Genomic DNA, 17,679 nt, shown 5'->3' on the forward strand with positions numbered 1-17,679 from the left:
GGTTGTCTGCACGGCAATCACGGAAGAGGGAGTGCCATGCGGATCCTGTGGATGCTGGGGGGAATGGTGCTGGGCTCGGCCCTGACGCTCATCGCCGGGGTCGCGCTGTGGTTGCACGACACGGGGCCCGCGCGAGCGGGGATTGAAGTGCGCGTGGAGAACCGCACCGGCCAGGCCGTGCGCGAGGTGCGCATCGAGCACGACCACGGCCAGGTCCTCTACCGCGCCATGGGCAAGGGGGACACCGTGGCCCTGACCTATCCCGTCCGGGGTGAGTCGTCGTATCGCCTCATCGCCGTGCTGGAGGACGGCCGGGAGTTGAAAGGCGGTGCGGGCTACATCGAGCGTGGGGCGCGGACGCGGGAGGTGCTGGAGCCGGAGCGGGTGGTCTCGTCGGATCCGTGAGCCGTGGAGGGCACATGAAGCTCTGGGCAGTGTTCGTGCTGCTGTGGTTGACAGCGGGCTGCGCGACGACGCGGGTGGTGAACCTCGACACGGGGCGGGGCCGGCCCATCGCCTATACGCCGGTAGAAACGAAGCCGGTCCGGATTGACGAAGAGGCGTTCAAGAACGCGGTCACTCAACTCGTGCTTGAGCTGAAGCTGGACGTCGCGGTCCGGGATTCCGACCGGCGCTCCTTGCTTGCGTCGGTGGGAGGCATCGTCGCGGGTGCTCAAGGCCGGCAGGTGCTCCGCTTGAGCGGCGACTTTCCCCTGGACCCGATGGCGCGGCGGCGCATGGCGCTCTCCTTCGCGCTCGATACGGTCTGGGAAGGCGTGGCGGACGCAGTGGAGGAGTTGATGGACCCTGTCGCGCTGCGGACCATGGTCACGGCGATGATTGGCACCGCGATGGTGATGCTTGTCGCGCCGGAGCCCATCACCAAGCTGGTCGCGGTGGTACTGACGGCATCGCTCATCGCGTACCTGGGCACGGGGCCCGTGTGGAACCTGGGACAGGCGTTCTTGCGGCTCATGGACGAGTCACGGGACGCCAGGGATGAGGCTGCGCTGAAGGAGGCGGGGCATCGCTTCGGGCGCGTGCTGGGGGCCAACGGGGCCCGGGTGCTGGTCATCGTCGCGATGACAGCGCTCGGTGGCAGGAACGCGATGGCGGCGCAGGGGCCTCGGATGCCGGGCTTCCCGCAGGCGGCGCTGAGGGCGGAGGTGGAGGGTGGGTTCCAACTGTCGCGCGCACTGGCCGGGGAGGTGCGGTCCATCTCCGTGTCGTCAGCGGGAGTGCTCAACGTCACGTTGGCGCCCACCGCAGTGGCGGCCGTCGCCATGGGGCCTGGAGGCGGCGGAATCCAGGGCGACCCGGAGGGAGATGTTCATCACATCTGCACGGACAAGAACGAGGTGTCGGCGCAGTCGGGTGGCCCCTGGACGCCCCTCTTCGAACTGTTTTTCGAGCAGGCGGGGATGAGCCTCAACGACAGCGCGAACCTGGTGCGAATCAACGGACATCGAGGGCCGCATCCTGCGGAGTATCATCAAGAGGTGCTCGCCCGGCTCAACGATGCCATGTCGAAATGCAGAGGCGTCGCGCAGTGCCGGGTTGCGCTGGTGGACGTCCTGTCAGCCATCGCGAAAGAACTGACGACCGCTGGAACCCGCATGCGAAAGCTCATCACCAGGGATCCCGATGCCTGACGTGAAGGAACGACGGTTCTTCGACCTGCTCATCGACGTGTATGTACCGGGACGCTGGTATTTCAAGACGCCGACCCATGCTGACGGTCAGCCATTGGATGACCCCTGGGTATTCAGTGATGGGGTGGCCATTCCCGACCCGGGGCTCTTGCGTATTCCGATTTCCCGTCCTGGGAAGCCCCTGGACTTCACGTCCGCGGGTCTAGGGCTCACGCCTGTGCTCAACGCCAGGACGGCCGAGGTGTTTCGGATGCTTGCTCCCAACGACGTGCAGCTCTTTCCGGTGCAGGTCGAGGGCCAGAGCGAGCCCTATTTCCTTCTGGTCGCGGCGCGCACGGTCCGCTGCGTTGATGAAGTGGCGACTGAAGAAGTCCAGTTCTGGCGACCTGAAGACGGTCAGCCCGCGAAGGTAGGACAGTATCGGGCTATCGGCGGATTGCGCATCGACAAGTCGAAAGTGGCTGACGAACGCGTGTTCCGTCTCTGGGGATGGCGCTCCGCGCTCATCGTCGATGGAGAACTCAAGGCCGCCCTGGAACAGACCGGCATCGTGGGAGGACAGTTCGTCGAAGTGTAGAACCCCTGCCCATGGAACTTCGTCCCGCTGTCCTCCTGGGCCTGCTGTGCCTCCTGCCCATCACGAGCACCGCGCGTCCCCGGTCCAGTGACCTGGGCATCCCCTTCGGCGGACAGCCGGGTGCGCTCAATGCCATCACCGACGTGAAGGGCGTTGAAGTGGGCCACGTCACGCTGAACACCGGCGCGCAGGTGCGGACGGGCGTCACCGCCGTGCTGCCCCGGGGCCGCGAGGCCGTGGCTCGGCCTGTCTTCGCGGCCACCCATGCTCTCAACGGCAGCGGTGAGATGACCGGCACCCATTGGGTGAAGGAGTCCGGCCTGCTCTCCGGCCCCGTGATGATCAGCGACACCCACGCCGTGGGCGCCGTGCACGAGGGCGTCATCTCCTGGGCCCAGAAGCGCGACCTCACCTGGGAGCTGGGCCTGCCCGTCGTCGCGGAGACCTGGGACGGCTTCCTGCACGACATCGATGGCTTCCACGTCCAGCCCCAGCACGCGATGCAGGCGCTCGACGCCGCACGCCCGGGCCCCGTCACCGAGGGCTCCGTGGGCGGCGGCACGGGCATGATCTGCCATGGCTTCAAGGGCGGCATCGGCACGGCCTCCCGCAAGCTCCAGGCGGAGCAGGGCGGCTACACCCTCGGCGTGCTCGTGCAGTGCAACTACGGCAGCCGCCGCCTCTTCTCCGTCGCGGGCGCTCCCGTGGGGGAAGAGATTCCCGACCTGCGCTCCTGCTACTTCGGAGACGCCCCGCCCAAGGGCCCCTATCGCGCCCACCTTCCCCCATGTTCGAAGCGCGCCAGCGCCGGTCCGCCGCCCCCGGAAGGCATGGGCTCCATCATCATCGTCGTGGCCACCGACGCGCCGCTCCTGCCGCACCAGCTCGACCGCGTGGCCCGGCGCGTGCCGCTCGCGATGGGGAAGATGGGCGGCCTGGGGGAGAACGCCTCCGGCGACATCTTCCTCGCGTTCTCCACGCAGCCCGTGAGCGCCACGGCGGTCGCTCCGGTCTCCATGCTCGACAACGAGCGGATGACCCCTCTCTTCGAAGCCACCGTGCAGGCCACCCAGGAGGCCATCCTCAACTCCATGCTCGCCTCCGACACGATGACCGGCTTCCAGAGCGTCCGCGTCCATGGCCTGCCACCCGACCGCCTGGTGAAGGCCCTGCGGAAGTACGGCCGCCTGACGCCCGCCCCGAAGCCCACGAAGTGACAGCGGATCCGTCCGGCCTTCCCCGCGCTCCATCCGCTGCGCCATGCTGCGCCGCCTGACGCAACGCAAGGGGATGCGGGATGGAGACGGACGACTACGGACCGCCGAGGAATGAGCAGGAACTGGCCGCCATCGCGGACATCACCACGCAGGCGTTCGCCATGCCGCTCGCGGACTCCGAGACCGTGGTGCGCAAGAACTTCTCCGAGTCCTCGCTGCGCATCCTTCGCGTGAGCGGTGACGTGGCCGCCACGCTCACCCTCATCCGGATGGGGCAGTTCCTGGGCGGACGCTCGGTGCCCCTCATCGGCGTGGGCGGCGTGGGCGTCGCTCCCGCGCACCGGGGCGCCGGCGCCGCCACGCGCCTCTTCCATCACTTCCTGCGCGAGATGCGCGACGAAGGCGCCCCCCTCTCTGTCCTCTACCCCGCGACCCAGCCGCTCTACCGGCGCGTGGGCTACGAGGTCTCCGGCGCTCGCTACGAAATCCACGTCGAAGCGGCCTCGCTGGAGCTGGGGGAACGCTCGCTGTCCCTGCGCCCCATGCGCCCGTCCGACGACGCGGCGGTGGAGGCGTGCTACCGGCGCTTCGCCGCCCGGCACCACGGCTGGCTGGACCGGGGCGACTACATCTGGCGGCGCGTGCGCACGCCCCGCAACGACACCGCCTACGGCTACGTCGTGGAGGGCGCATCCGGCGTGGAGGGCTACGTGTACCTCGTGCGGAGCCTCTCGCCCCAGGGCGCCGTGCCCACGCAGGTCGTCAAGCTCACGGACCTCGTCGCCACCACGCCCGCCGCCGCGCGACGGCTCCTGCGCTTCCTGGGTGACCACCGCTCGCTGGCGCGGGACGTGATGTGGTTCGGCGGCGCGGACGAGCCGCTCCTCGCGCTGCTGCGCGAACAGACCTACCAGGTGAAGCTCTCCATGCACTGGATGACGCGCCTGTTGGACGTCCCCCGCGCCCTGGAGGCGCGCGGCTTCGCTCCCGGCCTGTCCGGCGCGCTCCACCTGGACGTGGAGGACGACCTCCTGCCGGAGAACACCGGGCGCTTCGTGCTGGAGGTGGAGGGCGGCACCGCCCGCGTCCGGCCCGGCGGCGAGGGCCGTCTCAAGCTGCACGTGCGCGCTCTGGCGCCGCTCTACACCGGCTTCCTCTCGCCCCGCGCGCTCCAGCTCGCCGGCATGTTGGAGGGAGACGACGCGTCGCTCGACACCGCCAGCGCCCTGTTCTCGGGCCCCGCCCCCTCGCTGCGCGACATGTTCTGATGGACCGGCGTGGGCTACCCGGCCCGCGCCGGGAGTGGTAGGAGCGGCGTCCTCGGACGGAGGAGGCTTCACACGTGCGCGCGTTCGTCACCGGTGGCTCGGGGTTCGTCGGAAAGCACCTGCTCGCGGCGCTCGCGAAGCGCGGGGAACCGGCGCGCGCGCTGGCCCGCTCCCCGGAGGCCGCGCAGGCCATCCAGGCCGCGGGCGGCGAGCCGTGGGAGGGCGACCTCGTCGATCCGGAGCGCCTGCGCCTGGGCATGGAGGGCTGCGACACCGTCTTCCACGCCGCGGCGCACGTGAAGATGTCCGGCCCCCGCGCGGCCTTCTATGAGGCCAACGTGCGCGGCACGGAGGCCGTGCTGGAGGCGGCGCGCGCGGCCGGCGTGAAGCGCTTCGTGCACGTGAGCACGGAGGCCGTGCTGGTGGACGGTGGCCCCATGGCGAACCTCCACGAAACGCACCCGCTGCCCGAGCGCCCCGTGGGCCCGTACCCGTCCACCAAGGGCCAGGCCGAACGGCTCGTGCTCCAGGTCAACTCGCCGGAGTTCACCACCGTCGCCGTGCGGCCCCGCATGGTCTGGGGGCCGGGGGACACCACCCTGCTGCCCACGCTGGTCGCCGCGGTGAAGTCCAGGCGCTTCCGCTGGATTGGCGGCGGGCACTACCTGACGTCCACCTGCCACGTGGCCAACGTGGTGGAGGGTCTGCTGCTGGCCGCGGAGAAGGGGCAGGGCGGTCAGTCGTACTTCCTCACCGACGGCCCGCCCGTGGAGTTCCGCGCCTTCGTCACCGCGCTCTTGAAGACGCAGGGCGTGGAGCCCGGCGACAGGTCCATGCCCACCGCGCTGGCCGCGACGGTGGCCGTGGTCAGCGACTTCGTCTGGGATCTGCTGGGCCTCAAGAGCACGCCGCCCCTGTCCCGCACGGAGCTGCTGCTCGCGGGCCAGGAGGTGACGGTGAGCGACGAGAAGGCCCGGCTGGAGCTGGGCTACACCGGCGGCGTGTCTCGCGACGAGGGATTGCGCTCACTGGCCGCGAAGGTGGAGTAACCTCCGCGTCCATGCGCAGGTTCGAATTCGTCGACGGCAACAGCTCCAAGTTCTGGATGCCAGAGCTCCAGGGCGCCACCTTCATTGTCACCTACGGCCGCATCGGCACCGCGGGGCAGCGCAAGGAGAAGGCCTTCCCGGACGAGGAAGCCGCCCTGCGTGAGTACAACAAGAAGGTCGCGGAGAAGGTCCGCGAGGGCTACGCCGAGGTGAGCAGCGGCGAGGCCCCGCCCGCGCCGCCCCCGAAGGCCGCCGCCCCGCCGCCTCCCGCGCTCGTGCTGCCGCGCCGCGTGGCCCCCGCCACGCCCGGCCCCGAGGCGGTGAGCGCCGCCGCGTCCGCGCTGGCGCTGCTCCAGTCGAAGCTCAAGGGGCCCAGCTGGAAGGTGACGCGGCTGTCTCGCAAGGCCCGCCACGCGCTGCGCGCCCTGGGCGGCGTGGACCCCGCGGCGCACCCGGCCCTGGCCGCGCCCTTCGCCGCGCTGATGGCGCACGTGGTGGGCCCCAAGGCGGAAGGACGGCTGCCGCTGCGCCACGCGTTGGGGCTCCTGTCCCAGGTGGACGTGGCGGCCTTCCAGCGCGCGGCGGAGATGTGGAAGGCCGCGCCCGCGGGCTCGGTGCCGCCGGGCGTGGCCGCCGCGCGGACGCTCAACGACCCGGAGCTGGCGCTGCGCGTGACGGCGCTCCTCTCCGAGCGCCCCGACCTGCGCGACGGCTCCGAGGACGCCTGGACGAAGCGCTGGACCGCGCTCAAGCCGCACATGGAGGCCCACCTGTCCGGCGTGGGCCAGTCCCTGGCCGCCTTCGTGGGCGGCGTGGACGCGGGCGGCGACGCGCACCTGTCCAAGCGGCTCGCCCGGCTGGGGGCGTGACGGCGGAGGCCCGCGCGCCACGCCCTGGTCTACGGGGCGCTTCCCGCCGCGCTGCCACCGCCGGACGCGGCGGCCTTCTGGAGGGTGGCGGCCGTGGGCTGACGGTCCACCTCCTCCGGGGGATAGGACTGCGCCGCGTCCAGGTACTTCTTCGCCTGCACCCGGCGGCGCTCCCACTTCGACAGTCCCTCGGGGCTCAGCAGCGTGGGCTCCGCGTCGGCGGACTTCTCCACGACGTGGCCGTCGCAGAAGAAGTATTCGGTGCGCCCGCCTTCCGGCGACTGCCGCGCGAAGTAGAGGTCCGGCTGGCCCACCTTGGCGGGCTTCGGGCACCACGTGTCGCGCGCCTTGGCCTCGCGCTCCGGGCCCTGCTCGTGCCACTGCTTCTGCGCCTCGCGCAGCGCTGCCGCCGCTTGAATCCTGGGCCCCAGCGCCATCCGCTCCCGCGTCTCCGTCAGCAGTTCGTCGCCGCGCCGGGCCAGCTCGGGGAACGCGCCCGTGCTCCGGAAGCCGCAGGCCTTCAGCGCCCGGAGGTTGTTCTCGTGCACCTTGAGCACCGGAGGCAGCGTGCGCAGGCCCTCCTCCAGCAGCCCCAGGTGCTTCGCGTGCTCCAGCGCCTTCGGGTCCAGGGCCTGGTCCGTCTCCTTGACGAAGCGGGCCATCAGGCCGTTCACCGCGGTCAGCTCGTCCTGGAACCAGCGCGGCTCCGCGTCGCAGGGGCTCGCTTTCGCCCCCGTGTAATCCCGATACTCCGCCCGCGACATGCCCAGCGCGTAGTGCTGGATGGGCGGGGCCTGCTTCGCCGCGCAGCCCCCGAACACCGCTCCCAGTCCCAGGAGCGCGATGCTTCGTGCCAGTGTCATCATCCGGCCCATTCTGCCAGTCCTATGAGGACAAACAAACTGACGGGTGGGTCCCTGGACGGGGAGCGGGCGGGGGAGAGGCCGTGAGTGACAGGGTTGTGACAAAAGCACCAGGGGGCTTTCCGGGACCGCGACCCGGGGTACGAGGGGGAGCATGAAGCCCCGGGTCCTCCTCCTCATTGGCCTGCTGGCCGCCCTGCTGGGGGTGTTCTACCTGCTGGCGGCCCCGGTGGCGGAGCCTCGCCAGGGGCTGCCGGAGCCGGAGTCCACCGTCCTGCCGTCGCGGCGGCGGGTGACGGACATCACGTTCCTCTACAGCACGGAGAAGCGCGCGTGGGTGGAGGCGGCGCTCGCGGAGTTCGAGCGGACGCATCCGCGGGTGCGGGTGACGCTGGTGGGGCTGGGGTCGCTGGAGGCGGCGCAGGCCATCCTGGAAGGGCGGGAGAAGCCCACGGTGTGGAGCCCGGCGGACAGCGCGCAGTTGCGCATGCTCGCGGCGGATTGGGCGACGGATGACTCGCACGGGCCGCTGTTCGCCACGCAGGGCGACGCCGCGCCGCAGCCGCTGGTGATCACGCCGCTCGTCTTCGTGGGCTGGCAGGACCGGATGGAGGTGTTGCGCAAGGCGGGCGGGGGCGCGGCCCTGTCGTGGAAGACGCTCCAGCGCGCGGTGGCGAGCGACCGGGGCTGGCCCGCGGTGGGCGGCCCGCCGGAGTGGGGCTTCGTGAAGCTGGGCCACACGGACCCCCGGAAGTCCAACTCCGGCCTGCAGGCGCTCCTGTCCGCGACGTTGGAGTACCTGGGCCGGCGCGAGGGCGTGAAGGAAGGGGACCTGTTGGACCCCGGCTATCAGGCGTGGCTGCAGGGACTGGAGCGGGGCGTGACGCGCTTCGAGCCGTCCACGGGCACGTTCATGACGGACCTGGTGCGCTACGGGCCGTCCCGCTACGACCTGGCGCTGGTGTACGAGAGCCTGGCCATCGCGCAGTTGGACCACGCGCAGGGCCGGTGGGGGCCGCTGCGGGTGGACTATCCTCCGGTGACGCTGTGGAGCGACCATCCGGCGGCGGTGCTCCAGGCGGACTGGGTGACGCCCGAGCAGCGCGAGGCGGCGCTGGAGTGGGTGGCCTTCCTGCGCAGCCCGGAGGTGCAGGCCCGGGCGCTGGCGTTCGGCTTCCGGCCGGCGGATCCGTCCGTGCCGCTGAAGACGACGGACGCGAACAACCCCTTCACGCGGCTGGCGGCGCACGGCATCCGCGTGGACGTGCCACCCGCGGCGGACGTGCCTGACGCGTCCGTGTTGCGCACGCTGTTGGACCTGTGGACGCGCATGGGCGTGGGGCGCTGAGGGCCGCAAGGTGGACACTCGACGAGGGCCGGAATGGCTGGCCCCTGTCGTCCCATGTCACGCTCCCGCGTGATGCGAAGCCACCGCGCCGTCCTCCTGCTGTCGTGTGCCGTCGCCGCGCTCACGGGCTGCCGGAGCGCGACGCGGACGCCTGAGTCCGAAGCGCCTGTTGCTCCGAATGCACTGCGCCCCGTGGCGTCCTTCGCGCGCATCGAGGACACGCAGGCGCGCTCCGTGGCGCTCTTCGTGGAGGCGGGGCGGGTGATTGCCCATCCGCGCTGCACGAATTGCCACCCGCCGGACGGCAGGCCCCGGCAGGGCATGTCTCAGCAAGCGCATGTCCCGGCGGTGGTGGGCGGCGAGGAGGGCCACGGCGTGCCCGGGTTGCCCTGCACGGCCTGTCATCAGGCGGCGAACACGCCCACGGTGGGCGCCACGGTGGCCAGCATCCCGGGCAATCCCAAGTGGGCCCTGGCCCCCGTGGAGATGGCGTGGATCGGCCGCTCGCTGGGCGAAATCTGCGAGCAGCTCAAGGACCCGAAGCGCAACGGTGGCAAGGACCTGGCGGCCATCCAGCACCACATGGCGGAGGACGTGCTCGTGGGCTGGGGCTGGAACCCGGGCCCCGGACGCGAGCCGGTTCCGGGGACGCAGGCGGAGTTCGGCGCGCTCATCCAGGCCTGGGTGGACACCGGCGCCCACTGCCCGAAGCCCTAACCGCGCAGGGCCTTCAGCCGCTCCGCGGTGATGGGCAGGTCCCGCGCGCGCAGGCCCGTGGCGTCGAACACGGCGTTGGCGAGCGCCGCCGCCAAGGGGCCCTGGCTCGCTTCCCCCGCGCCGAGGAACGGCTCCTCCGGCCGGTCGATGAGCTGCACGTCCACGGTCGGCGCTTCGGAGAAGGTGAGGATGGGATAGCCCTCCCAGTCGCGAGACAAAATGCGCCGCGAGTCGAAGCGCACGGCCTCCTTCAGGCTCCAGCTCAGGGACTGGATGAGCCCGCCCTCCAACTGGTTGGCGAGCCCATCCGGGTTGACCACCTCGCCCGCGTCGGCGGCGAGGACGGCGCGCACCACGCGCGGCACCAGCGTGTCCGGAGGCACGAAGACCTCCATGCACACCGCGCAGTACGCGGCCAGGTTCTTGTACCGGGCGAAGGCGAGCCCGCGTCCGTGGTGCGGCCTGCGCTGGAAGCGCTCCCAGCCGAACCGCTCCGTCGCGCGGACGATGACTGCCTTTGCCCGGTCATCGCGAAGCTGCCGGAGCCGGAAGGCCGCGGGGTCCACCTTCGCGGCGTGCGCCAGCTCATCCATGAACGACTCGATGGTGAAGACGTTCGCGTAGGCGCCCAGGCCGCGCATGGACGACACGCGCACGGGCATCGCCGTCACGAAGTGCGTCGTCACGGCCTGCCCCGGAAAGGCATACAGCGGGATGGCGTTGCGGTCGGCGGAGTAGTTGGGCGGCCCGCCGTTCCTCGGCGTGGGCTGGGCGAAGGGCTTCGCCAGGGACCGGCCCGCGAGCAGGTTTCCGGGCTGCCCCCCGGGCCGCGTCCCGTGCGACGTGGACCACAAGGCGTAATCCCAATCGAGCACGTCCCCATTCGCGTCCACGCCCGCGCGCACCCGCGTCACCATGGCGGAGCCGTAGGGCTCGTTCGTGTGTTCGTCCTCGCGCGACCACTGCACGCGCACCGCGCGGCCGGGCAGGGCGCGGGCCAGCAGCGCCGCATCCGCCGCCACGTCGTCCGCGCCGTTGTGCCCGTAGCAGCCGGAGCCCTCCTGGTGCCGGCAGTGCACCTGCTCCTTCGTCAATCCCAGCAGCCTGGCCACGGCCTCGCCCGTCTCGAAGACGCTCTGGCTGTGGGTGTGCACGGTCATCGTGGAACCGTCCCACTCCGCCACCGCGCAGGACGGACCGATGGACCCATGCATCTGGTACGGCCGGCGGTAGGTGGCCTCCAGCGTGCGCGCGGGCGCGACGTCGGTGGGGCGCTCCACGGAGTGGATGACCGTGTCCTGCGTAGGCTGCGCCAGCAACCACGCATGCGGATCCTCGGGAAGCGGCGCGCCGTCCTTCCAGCGCGCCGCGGCGGCCAGCGCGGTGGCGGCCTTCACCGCCTGCCATTCACGCGAGGCGATGACGCCCAGGAAGCTTCCGTCCCGCACCACCTTGAGCACACCGGGCATCGCGGCCACCGGCGCGGAGTCCACCGATACCAGTGACGCACCCGGCGTGGGCGCGCGCACCACGCGGCCGTGCACCAGCGAGTCGGCTCTCAGGTCCTGGACGAAGCGCGCTTCGCCCACCACCTTCGCGGGCAGGTCCATCCGGGGAAGAGACCGGCCCACCTGCTTGCGTTGGGCGGCGGGCTTGGGCGCGACGGTTCCGGTGGCCTCGCGCTGAAGACGCTTTCCTCCCACGAGCTCCCAGTAGGTGATGCGCGCGCGCCCGCCCGTGTCCCGCAGCGTGCCGTCCCGGACGGTGAGCCGCGCCGCCGGGACGCGCAGCTTCTTCGCGGCCATGTCCACCAGCAGCGCGCGCACCTCCGCGGAGGCCTGCCGCACCGCCGCGCCGCCATTGGGAATGGACATGCTCCCGGCCGTGGGACCTTCCGGAGGACAGACGCGCGTGTCACCGGACACGACGCGCAGCCGCGACGGTTCGACGTCCAGTTCCTCCGCGCACAACTGCCCCAGCGCGGTGAGGATGCCCTGGCCCAGCTCCACCTTGCCCGTCATGAGCGTGACGACGCCGTCCTCGCCGATGCGGATCCACGCATCCAGCGCGGGCGTGCGCGCCAGGTCCTGGGGCAGGCCGTTCTTCTGCCCGGGCGCGGCCCACGTGACGTCCGGCCCCGCGAGCGCGAAGGCCAGCACCAGCGAGCCCTTCAACACCGAGCGACGGGAGACCGGAGCGCTCATCCCGCCAACTCCGCCGCCGCGCGCTGGATGGCGCGCACGATGCGGTTGTGCGAGCCACACCGGCACAGGTTCGCATCCAGCGCGGTGCGGATGTCCGCCTCGGTGGGAGAGGGCTTCCGGCGCAGGAGTCCCGCCGCGGAGAGGATCATCCCCGGGATGCAGTACGCGCACTGTCCGGCCTGCTCCGCGAGGAACGCGCGCTGGAGCGCGTGCAGGGTGCCATCCGGAGCGCGCAGGCCCTCCAGCGTGGTGACCTCGCGTCCTTGAAGCGACACGGCGGGCACGACACATGAGCGCACCGGCACCCCATCACGCAGCACGGTGCACGCGCCGCACTGGCCCACGCCGCAGCCGTACTTCGCGCCGTTGAGCCGCAGCGTGTCGCGCAGCACGTAGAGAAGGGGAATGTCCTCCTCCTCGTCGATGACGTGGGATGCTCCGTTGACGTTCAGCGTGAAGGCCATCCGCGGGCTCCTCCGGGGGGAGGGGAGGCTAGCAGCCCCGCTCAGGCGCTCCGTCGGAGGTGGACACCGAACGTCCGCCTCCCATCAACACCGCGCCTACCGCACGTGCGCCACGAACTCGGCGACGCGCAGGGCCCAGGCCTCCGCGGAGTCCAGCTCGGACCGTGCTTCGGCGTAGCGGTCGAACGACTCCTCCGAACCATCCCGCGCGAAGAGGGCCGTGTTGAAGTCCCTCTGCGCCGTGGTGAGCCACTGGCTCGCGCGCATGCGCAGCCAGTTGGCCACCTGCGGGGTGGGCTCGACCTGATTCAAATCCAACGAGGTGGGGTGCAACTCCACCATCTCTCCATCCTTCTCAGACTCTGGCATCACGTTCATGGACCGGATGGTTGCCATGGCCCCCAGGCCTAGCACCCGACCCGGATGGACGAGGCAAATGTCGGTAGTGAGCAGTTGCCGACGCTGAAATCTTCGCTGGAGGACGGAACGTCAGACTGGCGGGCTGCGTCAGATGACGCCATCCCACCCGGTGTCATGGCGACGGAAGGCGTCGCGGATGGCCTGAATGGTGGGCTCGGGGAAGGGGCCCTGCTCCAGGGTGCGTGCGTTGGCGCGCAGGTTGTCCAGCCGCGTGGTGCCCACGATGCAGGTGGCCACGCCGGGCGCGAACGCGGTGAAGCGCAGCGCCAGCTCCGGCCAGTCCAGGCCGTCCGTCTGGAGGGCCATGCGCTGCATCCGCTCCCAGTACTCGCCCACGTCGTGCGCGTAGGGGCGCCCCGGGAAGCGCCACGGCGCGTTGGCCAGGGGCCGCTTGGCGATGACGCCCACGCCGCGCTCGCGAGCCTTGGCCACGCCATGGTCCAGCGAGCGCTGGTCGAAGAGGTTCACGGACGTCTGCACCACGGCGAACGCGCCCGTCTCTAGCGCGGCGTCCAGTCCGGCGTTGTCGCCCGAATAGGCGGCGGCGCGGACCTTGCCCGCCTCCACCGCGCGGGTGAGCGCCTCGATGAGCCCCGGGCGGTGGAGCACGTCCGGTGGACACGAGTGGAAGTGCAGCACGTCCAGCACGTCCGTGCGCAGCCGCTGGAGGGCCAGCTCCACGCCGCGCGTGATGCACTCGGGCGTCCAGTCCTCCACGCCGGGCACGCCGTAGCCGCACTTGGTGGACAGCACGAACTCGCGGCGGCGCGAGCCGAGGAACCGGCCGATGCGCTCCTCGGACACGCCATAGCTGGGCGCGGTGTCGATGAGCGTGATGCCCGCGTCCAGCACGCCGTGCAGGAGCGCCTCCGCGTCGGCGTCGCTCAGCGCTTCACTGCCCACGGGCCCCGCGCCGAAGCCGAGCGCGGACACCGTGAGACCGCTCTTCCCCAGGGGACGTTGAATCATCGGGTCGGACCTTCTCCACGCGCCGCCAGGTCGATGAAGCCGCGGATCCAGATGAGGTTCACGGCGTCGCACGCGTCCTGCGACGTGGGCGTGGTGGTCTCCAGCGCGGCGGCGTAGGGCACGCCCTGGCGCATGTACCAGTCGGTGACGCTGCCGTCGTGGAAGACGATGAGGCCGTGCTCGTCGGCGTAGGCGTTGTCATCCACCTTGCGGCTCTTCACCACGGTGGCGTGCGCGGCGGCGGCCTCCTGCAGCGGGTGGTAGGCGGCCTTGTCCCCGAAGACGTATGCGTACGTCGCGACGCCCCCCAGGTAGTTGTCCTGGTGGATGTCGAGCGCCGCGTCCGGGGCGGGGAAGCGCGCCAGGTCCGTGCGCACCGCGCGCGTCTCCTTGGGGCCGCCGTCGTACAGGGCCCAGCGGAGGATGGGCGGGTCGCCCACGAGCTCACCGCGCCACTCGCCGGGGGCGATTTCGTAGCGCATGAAGTCGTTGTTGGGCTTCTCGCCGCTGCGGTTGTAGCGGGTGCCGTCCTCGAAGCCGGAGGGGTTGATGCACGGGTAGACGCGCAGGCCCACGCCCCTGGACTTCGCGTACGTGACGATGTCCGGCAGGTGCTTCGCGAGCGTCAGCGGGCCGGCGGGCTCCTCCCCATGGAAGCCGGACGTGATGACGAGCCAGCGGTCGCCCGGAACGATGAGGCGGAAGAGGGGATAGTCGCGCCCCCCTTCGTGTACCAGGCCGTATTCGGAGAGCTCCCCCAGGGCCGCGTGGGAGCGGATGCGTCGAGCGTAATCGGTGTAATCCACCGACCGACAATAACCGCGCGCGTCATCCCTGCGCACGAGGGTTCAGGGTGAATCACGGAATGTGTCATGCCGAGCGCACCCGGCGCGGGCCCCGGGGTGGGTCTACTTCGCTCCGGTGTGCTCGCGGAAGTCGCTGGCGAGCGTCTGGCGCTGGGCGGGGGTGAGCGTGCGGTGGACCTCGAGCACGGCGTCCACGGCCTTGTGGGCGAAGGCGCGAGCGGCGTCGATGCGCGCGTCCACCAGCGAGTGGAGCTTCGCGGCGTCGGGCGTGTCGGACGTCAGCTGGGTGACGGCCTCGGCGCGGGCGGCCTGCTGGCCCTCCATGAGGGACTGGCCCTCGTTGAGGAGGCGGTCCTTCACGGCGTGGATGGAGGAGCGCTGGGCCTCGGTGGCGTTGAGGTCATCCAGCTTGTCGTCCAGCTTCCAGGTGACCATTTGGTGGATGCGCTCCGGGTCGGGCGTGCCGCGGTGATGGCGGCCCCAGCCGAAACCGGTGAGCAGGGTGACGGCGACGACGGCGGTACCGGCGATGACGAGCGTCTTCTTCATGGCGTGTGGCTCCAGGCGTGGGGTGCTGTTTCCCGCTGCTTGACTGGACCCAATATGGAAGCCGCCAGTTGCGGTGATTTGAGCAGGGCGTGAAGAAGTATGAAGCCCTGGGCCGGCGGCTAATCTTCCGCCGCCATGGATTCCCCTTCAGTGTCATCCGCGTCCATCCCGGTGTCACGGCCGCGAGTGTGGACGGTGTTCGTCGCGTTCATGGTCCTGCTGGTGACGCTCGTCGCCGTGAGCGCCCTCGTGACGAACATCGCGCTGGGCATCGAGGCGGCCAGGGCCGGTGTGGATCCAAGCGACAGCGGCGTCCACGCGAGCCTGATGGAGAAGGTCGAGGCCCTGCCGTGGCCCCCCGTGTTGACGGTGATGTTGGCCGGCACCCTGGCGCTTGGCCTCTCGCTCGCGGGCGGCTGGCTGTCTCCGCGGCCCCTGCGCGACCGGCTGCGCTTGGGGGGTGGGGTGCCGCTGCCGGCATGGGCCTGGGTGGCGGCGGCGGTGGGCTGCTTCTCGGTGGGACAGTCCCTGGAGAGCCTGGCGGTGCTCACGGGGGCCTGGGGCTGGACGGCATCGTTGAAGGGGCTGCTGGCGGCGGGGCAGGGCCCATTGGGGACCTTCGCGCTGCTGTTGTTCTTCGGCTCGCCGGTGGCGGGCACGGCGGAGGAGCTCTTCTTCCGGGGCTACGCGCAGACGCGGCTCGTGGAGAGATGGGGACGCACGGCGGGCATCGTGGGATCCGCCACGCTCTTCGGCCTCCTGCACCTGGATCCCATTCACGGCCCCATCGCCCTGCTGATGGGCGTGTATCTGGGATGGCTCGCGGCGCACACGGGCAGCGTGCGGCTGCCCATCTTCGTCCACATGCTCAACAACGGGACGTCGTTCCTGCTCACCCGCTACGCGCCGCCGGCCGAGGAGTACCCGGCTTCATTGCACGCGGCGCTGCTCGTCGTGTGCACCTTCCTGGCGGTGGGGGCCGTGGTGTCGCTGAGACGCATCACCGAAGCCCCGAAGCAGGAGCCCGTGATGCTCGCGGGCGCGTGAGCTCAGCGGCCGTCCCAGAACGCCATGTCGCCGTACTCCCAATCCCAGGGCACACCTGCTTCACCCAACACGAAGCGAACCAGGTGGGGATAGGCGGGCTCGGCGCGGACGTCGTTGCTCAGGATGAGCACGCAGCGGCGTCCGCGAGGAAGGCACACGAGGGTGTTGCCGGTGCTGTCATTGTGGCCGTTCTTGAAGAACCCGCGTCCCTGGGGACCGTCGAACACCACGACGCCCAGGCCCGCCGCCAGGTCCTTGCGCCGTGACTCCGGCGGCAGTTCGTCCTGAAGGGTGGGGAACTGGCTCCGGGTGGTGATGGGCAATTGCGGAGAGGTCATCCGGGCGAAGGCCTCGGGTGACAGACCCTCACCGCTCACCAGCGCGGCGGCGAAGCGAGACAGGTCATCCAGCGTGGTGTCCATGGAGCCGGCCGCGCGCACCCTGCTGCGTTCGTCATGCGGTTCCACGCTGCCGTCGAGCTTCCATCCGTCGGCCAGGTTCTGTGCGAAGTCCGGCCGCCACATCATGTGGGTCGTGCGCATGCCGAAGCGGTCGAACACGCGCCGTTGCATCTCCGCGCCCACGTCCAGCCCGAGCCCGCGTTCGAGCACGAACTGCATCAGGATGATGCCGTCGCCGGAGTACGCGAAGCGGCTGCCCGGAGCGAAGTGGATGCGCAGCCGCTCGTCCGGTTCGAGGAACCCGAAGTTGGCGAAGCCCGCGCTGTGGGTGAGCAGCACGCGAGGCGTGATGTCCCGCCAGCGTTCGTCGCCGGCCAGATGGGACCAGGTCGAATAGCGGTCCTCGTCCGGGTATTCCGGCAGCGGCTTGTCCAGGTACTTCGAGATGGACGTGTCGAGGTCAATGCGCTTCTCGTCCGCCAGTTGCATCACGACGTAGGCGAAGACCGTCTTGGTGATGGACGCGCCATACATCACCGTGTCGGTGCGGAGCGGTTCGCCCTTCGCGTTGCGGGCGCCATAGGCCCGGGTCGCGACCACACGCCCGTTGTCGATGACCGCGATGGCCAGCCCCTTCGCACCGGTCGCGGACATCGCACGAGCCGCTTCCGCATCCAACGCGGCCACGTCGGGAACGGGCGGCGACTCACGAACCGCCGAAGTCGTGGCACAGCCGCTGGCAAGCAACACACACAGGCTCCAGGCGCGCAGCCTCTTCATGCAATGGGCTCCCATCCGCGAGACATGAAGCAGACCCTATCGTCCGTACAACGAGCGCGGCCACGGCCGATTGCTCCACGCGGCGGATTCGCGACCTGGTCCGCAGGGGCGCTACCCTCGTCCGACTTGGTCGGCGTCCGCCCGGTCCTGGCGACGAGCTTCTCCGGGCGCTCCTGCCGGACGAGTCTTGACCCCCGGTATCTCGCTTGATTGAAGGACGTGGCCATGATGCGTCTCCGAGCTTGCATCGCACTTCTGCTCGTTCTCTCGGCCTGCGCTGCATCGGCGCCAGACCGAAATGAACCAGGGGGGTGGAACCCGAGGCGCGCCAACCTCCAGCGAGCGGCGAAGCTGCCGTGGACTGACAGGGGACAGTGCGTCGTCCGTGAGGCTTCCCAGCCTTGGCCCGTGCTGGTGGAGAAGTGCTATCGGGCCCTCGACCATGACCGGCTTGAGTTCCACGACACTACGGGCAGATG

At 70.7% G+C, this 17,679-nt stretch carries 18 protein-coding genes; 10 read left to right on the plus strand and 8 right to left on the minus strand.

Annotation, left to right across the window (positions count from 1 at the left end):
- The first annotated feature begins 36 nt into the window (after positions 1 to 36).
- The 7 genes from JYJ93_RS11515 (at position 37) to JYJ93_RS11545 (ending at position 6,632) form a co-directional block, all read left to right on the plus strand.
- The gene (locus JYJ93_RS11515) at positions 37 to 405 is read left to right on the plus strand and encodes a hypothetical protein (RefSeq protein ID WP_206789541.1); all 369 of its coding nucleotides are present in this window, start codon (positions 37 to 39) and stop codon (positions 403 to 405) included.
- A gap of 14 nt (positions 406 to 419) precedes the next feature.
- Positions 420 to 1,652 carry an AHH domain-containing protein gene (locus JYJ93_RS11520; protein WP_206789544.1) on the plus strand — a complete coding sequence of 411 codons (1,233 nt, stop codon included), beginning with the start codon at positions 420 to 422 and terminating at the stop codon, positions 1,650 to 1,652.
- A complete protein-coding gene (locus tag JYJ93_RS11525) occupies positions 1,645 to 2,229 on the plus strand; it encodes a DUF1629 domain-containing protein (RefSeq protein ID WP_206789545.1) in 585 nt (194 codons plus the stop codon). Before JYJ93_RS11520 ends, JYJ93_RS11525 begins: the two co-directional genes overlap by 8 nt.
- An 11-nt stretch (positions 2,230 to 2,240) precedes the next feature.
- Complete coding sequence (locus JYJ93_RS11530; RefSeq protein ID WP_206789553.1) at positions 2,241 to 3,446, plus strand: P1 family peptidase; 1,206 nt, start codon at positions 2,241 to 2,243, stop codon at positions 3,444 to 3,446.
- 80 nt (positions 3,447 to 3,526) lie between these two features.
- The gene (locus JYJ93_RS11535) at positions 3,527 to 4,714 is read left to right on the plus strand and encodes a GNAT family N-acetyltransferase (RefSeq protein ID WP_206789555.1); all 1,188 of its coding nucleotides are present in this window, start codon (positions 3,527 to 3,529) and stop codon (positions 4,712 to 4,714) included.
- Positions 4,715 to 4,788: 74 nt separating this feature from the next.
- A complete protein-coding gene (locus JYJ93_RS11540; RefSeq protein WP_206789566.1) occupies positions 4,789 to 5,763 on the plus strand; it encodes an NAD-dependent epimerase/dehydratase family protein in 975 nt (324 codons plus the stop codon).
- An 11-nt stretch (positions 5,764 to 5,774) separates the two neighbouring features.
- A complete protein-coding gene (locus tag JYJ93_RS11545) occupies positions 5,775 to 6,632 on the plus strand; it encodes a WGR domain-containing protein (RefSeq protein WP_206789568.1) in 858 nt (285 codons plus the stop codon).
- Positions 6,633 to 6,661: 29 nt separating this feature from the next.
- On the opposite strand, the gene JYJ93_RS11550 is transcribed toward JYJ93_RS11545, so the two are convergent.
- Complete coding sequence (locus tag JYJ93_RS11550) at positions 6,662 to 7,498, minus strand: hypothetical protein (protein WP_242543771.1); 837 nt, start codon at positions 7,496 to 7,498, stop codon at positions 6,662 to 6,664.
- Positions 7,499 to 7,649: 151 nt separating this feature from the next.
- Here JYJ93_RS11550 and JYJ93_RS11555 point away from each other — a divergent pair, with 151 nt between their 5' ends.
- Entirely contained in the window at positions 7,650 to 8,843 is a 1,194-nt protein-coding gene (locus JYJ93_RS11555; protein WP_206789572.1) for a substrate-binding domain-containing protein, read from the plus strand.
- A gap of 54 nt (positions 8,844 to 8,897) precedes the next feature.
- A complete protein-coding gene (locus tag JYJ93_RS11560) occupies positions 8,898 to 9,560 on the plus strand; it encodes an Isoquinoline 1-oxidoreductase subunit (protein ID WP_242543772.1) in 663 nt (220 codons plus the stop codon).
- Here the strand turns inward: JYJ93_RS11560 and JYJ93_RS11565 are convergent.
- The 6 genes from JYJ93_RS11565 to JYJ93_RS11590 all read right to left on the minus strand — a co-directional run bounded on the left by JYJ93_RS11565 (position 9,557) and on the right by JYJ93_RS11590 (position 14,972).
- Positions 9,557 to 11,764: a molybdopterin cofactor-binding domain-containing protein gene (locus tag JYJ93_RS11565; protein WP_206789574.1), complete on the minus strand. Its 2,208-nt coding sequence runs from the start codon at positions 11,762 to 11,764 to the stop codon at positions 9,557 to 9,559. The two genes, JYJ93_RS11560 and JYJ93_RS11565, sit on opposite strands and share 4 nt — an antisense overlap.
- Entirely contained in the window at positions 11,761 to 12,228 is a 468-nt protein-coding gene (locus JYJ93_RS11570; protein ID WP_206789576.1) for a (2Fe-2S)-binding protein, read from the minus strand. The genes JYJ93_RS11565 and JYJ93_RS11570 overlap by 4 nt, the downstream gene beginning before the upstream one ends.
- A 96-nt stretch (positions 12,229 to 12,324) precedes the next feature.
- Positions 12,325 to 12,624, minus strand: a complete 300-nt coding sequence (locus tag JYJ93_RS11575; RefSeq protein ID WP_206789578.1) for a FruA-associating protein, FapA — start codon at positions 12,622 to 12,624, stop codon at positions 12,325 to 12,327.
- A 111-nt stretch (positions 12,625 to 12,735) separates the two neighbouring features.
- The gene (locus JYJ93_RS11580) at positions 12,736 to 13,617 is read right to left on the minus strand and encodes an aldo/keto reductase (RefSeq protein WP_206789581.1); all 882 of its coding nucleotides are present in this window, start codon (positions 13,615 to 13,617) and stop codon (positions 12,736 to 12,738) included.
- Complete coding sequence (locus tag JYJ93_RS11585) at positions 13,614 to 14,423, minus strand: hypothetical protein (protein WP_206789582.1); 810 nt, start codon at positions 14,421 to 14,423, stop codon at positions 13,614 to 13,616. Before JYJ93_RS11585 ends, JYJ93_RS11580 begins: the two co-directional genes overlap by 4 nt.
- Positions 14,424 to 14,525: 102 nt before the next feature.
- Complete coding sequence (locus tag JYJ93_RS11590) at positions 14,526 to 14,972, minus strand: periplasmic heavy metal sensor (RefSeq protein WP_206789601.1); 447 nt, start codon at positions 14,970 to 14,972, stop codon at positions 14,526 to 14,528.
- A 150-nt stretch (positions 14,973 to 15,122) separates the two neighbouring features.
- On the opposite strand from JYJ93_RS11590, the gene JYJ93_RS11595 reads away from it, so the two are divergent.
- Positions 15,123 to 16,019 (plus strand): CPBP family intramembrane glutamic endopeptidase, encoded by an 897-nt coding sequence (locus JYJ93_RS11595; protein WP_206789603.1) that lies wholly within the window; start codon positions 15,123 to 15,125, stop codon positions 16,017 to 16,019.
- A 2-nt stretch (positions 16,020 to 16,021) separates the two neighbouring features.
- Here the strand turns inward: JYJ93_RS11595 and JYJ93_RS11600 are convergent, their stop codons facing one another.
- The gene (locus JYJ93_RS11600) at positions 16,022 to 17,200 is read right to left on the minus strand and encodes a serine hydrolase domain-containing protein (protein ID WP_206789605.1); all 1,179 of its coding nucleotides are present in this window, start codon (positions 17,198 to 17,200) and stop codon (positions 16,022 to 16,024) included.
- Positions 17,201 to 17,679: the final 479 nt, after the last annotated feature.

The organism is Corallococcus sp. NCSPR001 (genome assembly GCF_017309135.1).
In the GTDB taxonomy this organism is placed as follows: Bacteria; Myxococcota; Myxococcia; order Myxococcales; family Myxococcaceae; genus Corallococcus.

Excerpts from the sequence above, each read along its gene's own strand:
- JYJ93_RS11515 (WP_206789541.1), top strand. The coding sequence starts at position 37 with ATGCGGATCCTGTGGATGCTGGGGGGAATGGTGCTGGGCTCGGCCCTG.
- JYJ93_RS11520 (WP_206789544.1), top strand. The coding sequence starts at position 420 with ATGAAGCTCTGGGCAGTGTTCGTGCTGCTGTGGTTGACAGCGGGCTGC.
- JYJ93_RS11525 (WP_206789545.1), top strand. The coding sequence starts at position 1,645 with ATGCCTGACGTGAAGGAACGACGGTTCTTCGACCTGCTCATCGACGTG.
- JYJ93_RS11530 (WP_206789553.1), top strand. The coding sequence starts at position 2,241 with ATGGAACTTCGTCCCGCTGTCCTCCTGGGCCTGCTGTGCCTCCTGCCC.
- JYJ93_RS11535 (WP_206789555.1), top strand. The coding sequence starts at position 3,527 with ATGGAGACGGACGACTACGGACCGCCGAGGAATGAGCAGGAACTGGCC.
- JYJ93_RS11545 (WP_206789568.1), top strand. The coding sequence starts at position 5,775 with ATGCGCAGGTTCGAATTCGTCGACGGCAACAGCTCCAAGTTCTGGATG.
- JYJ93_RS11550 (WP_242543771.1), bottom strand. The coding sequence starts at position 7,498 with ATGATGACACTGGCACGAAGCATCGCGCTCCTGGGACTGGGAGCGGTG.
- JYJ93_RS11555 (WP_206789572.1), top strand. The coding sequence starts at position 7,650 with ATGAAGCCCCGGGTCCTCCTCCTCATTGGCCTGCTGGCCGCCCTGCTG.
- JYJ93_RS11560 (WP_242543772.1), top strand. The coding sequence starts at position 8,898 with ATGTCACGCTCCCGCGTGATGCGAAGCCACCGCGCCGTCCTCCTGCTG.
- JYJ93_RS11565 (WP_206789574.1), bottom strand. The coding sequence starts at position 11,764 with ATGAGCGCTCCGGTCTCCCGTCGCTCGGTGTTGAAGGGCTCGCTGGTG.
- JYJ93_RS11570 (WP_206789576.1), bottom strand. The coding sequence starts at position 12,228 with ATGGCCTTCACGCTGAACGTCAACGGAGCATCCCACGTCATCGACGAG.
- JYJ93_RS11575 (WP_206789578.1), bottom strand. The coding sequence starts at position 12,624 with ATGGCAACCATCCGGTCCATGAACGTGATGCCAGAGTCTGAGAAGGAT.
- JYJ93_RS11580 (WP_206789581.1), bottom strand. The coding sequence starts at position 13,617 with ATGATTCAACGTCCCCTGGGGAAGAGCGGTCTCACGGTGTCCGCGCTC.
- JYJ93_RS11590 (WP_206789601.1), bottom strand. The coding sequence starts at position 14,972 with ATGAAGAAGACGCTCGTCATCGCCGGTACCGCCGTCGTCGCCGTCACC.
- JYJ93_RS11600 (WP_206789605.1), bottom strand. The coding sequence starts at position 17,200 with ATGAAGAGGCTGCGCGCCTGGAGCCTGTGTGTGTTGCTTGCCAGCGGC.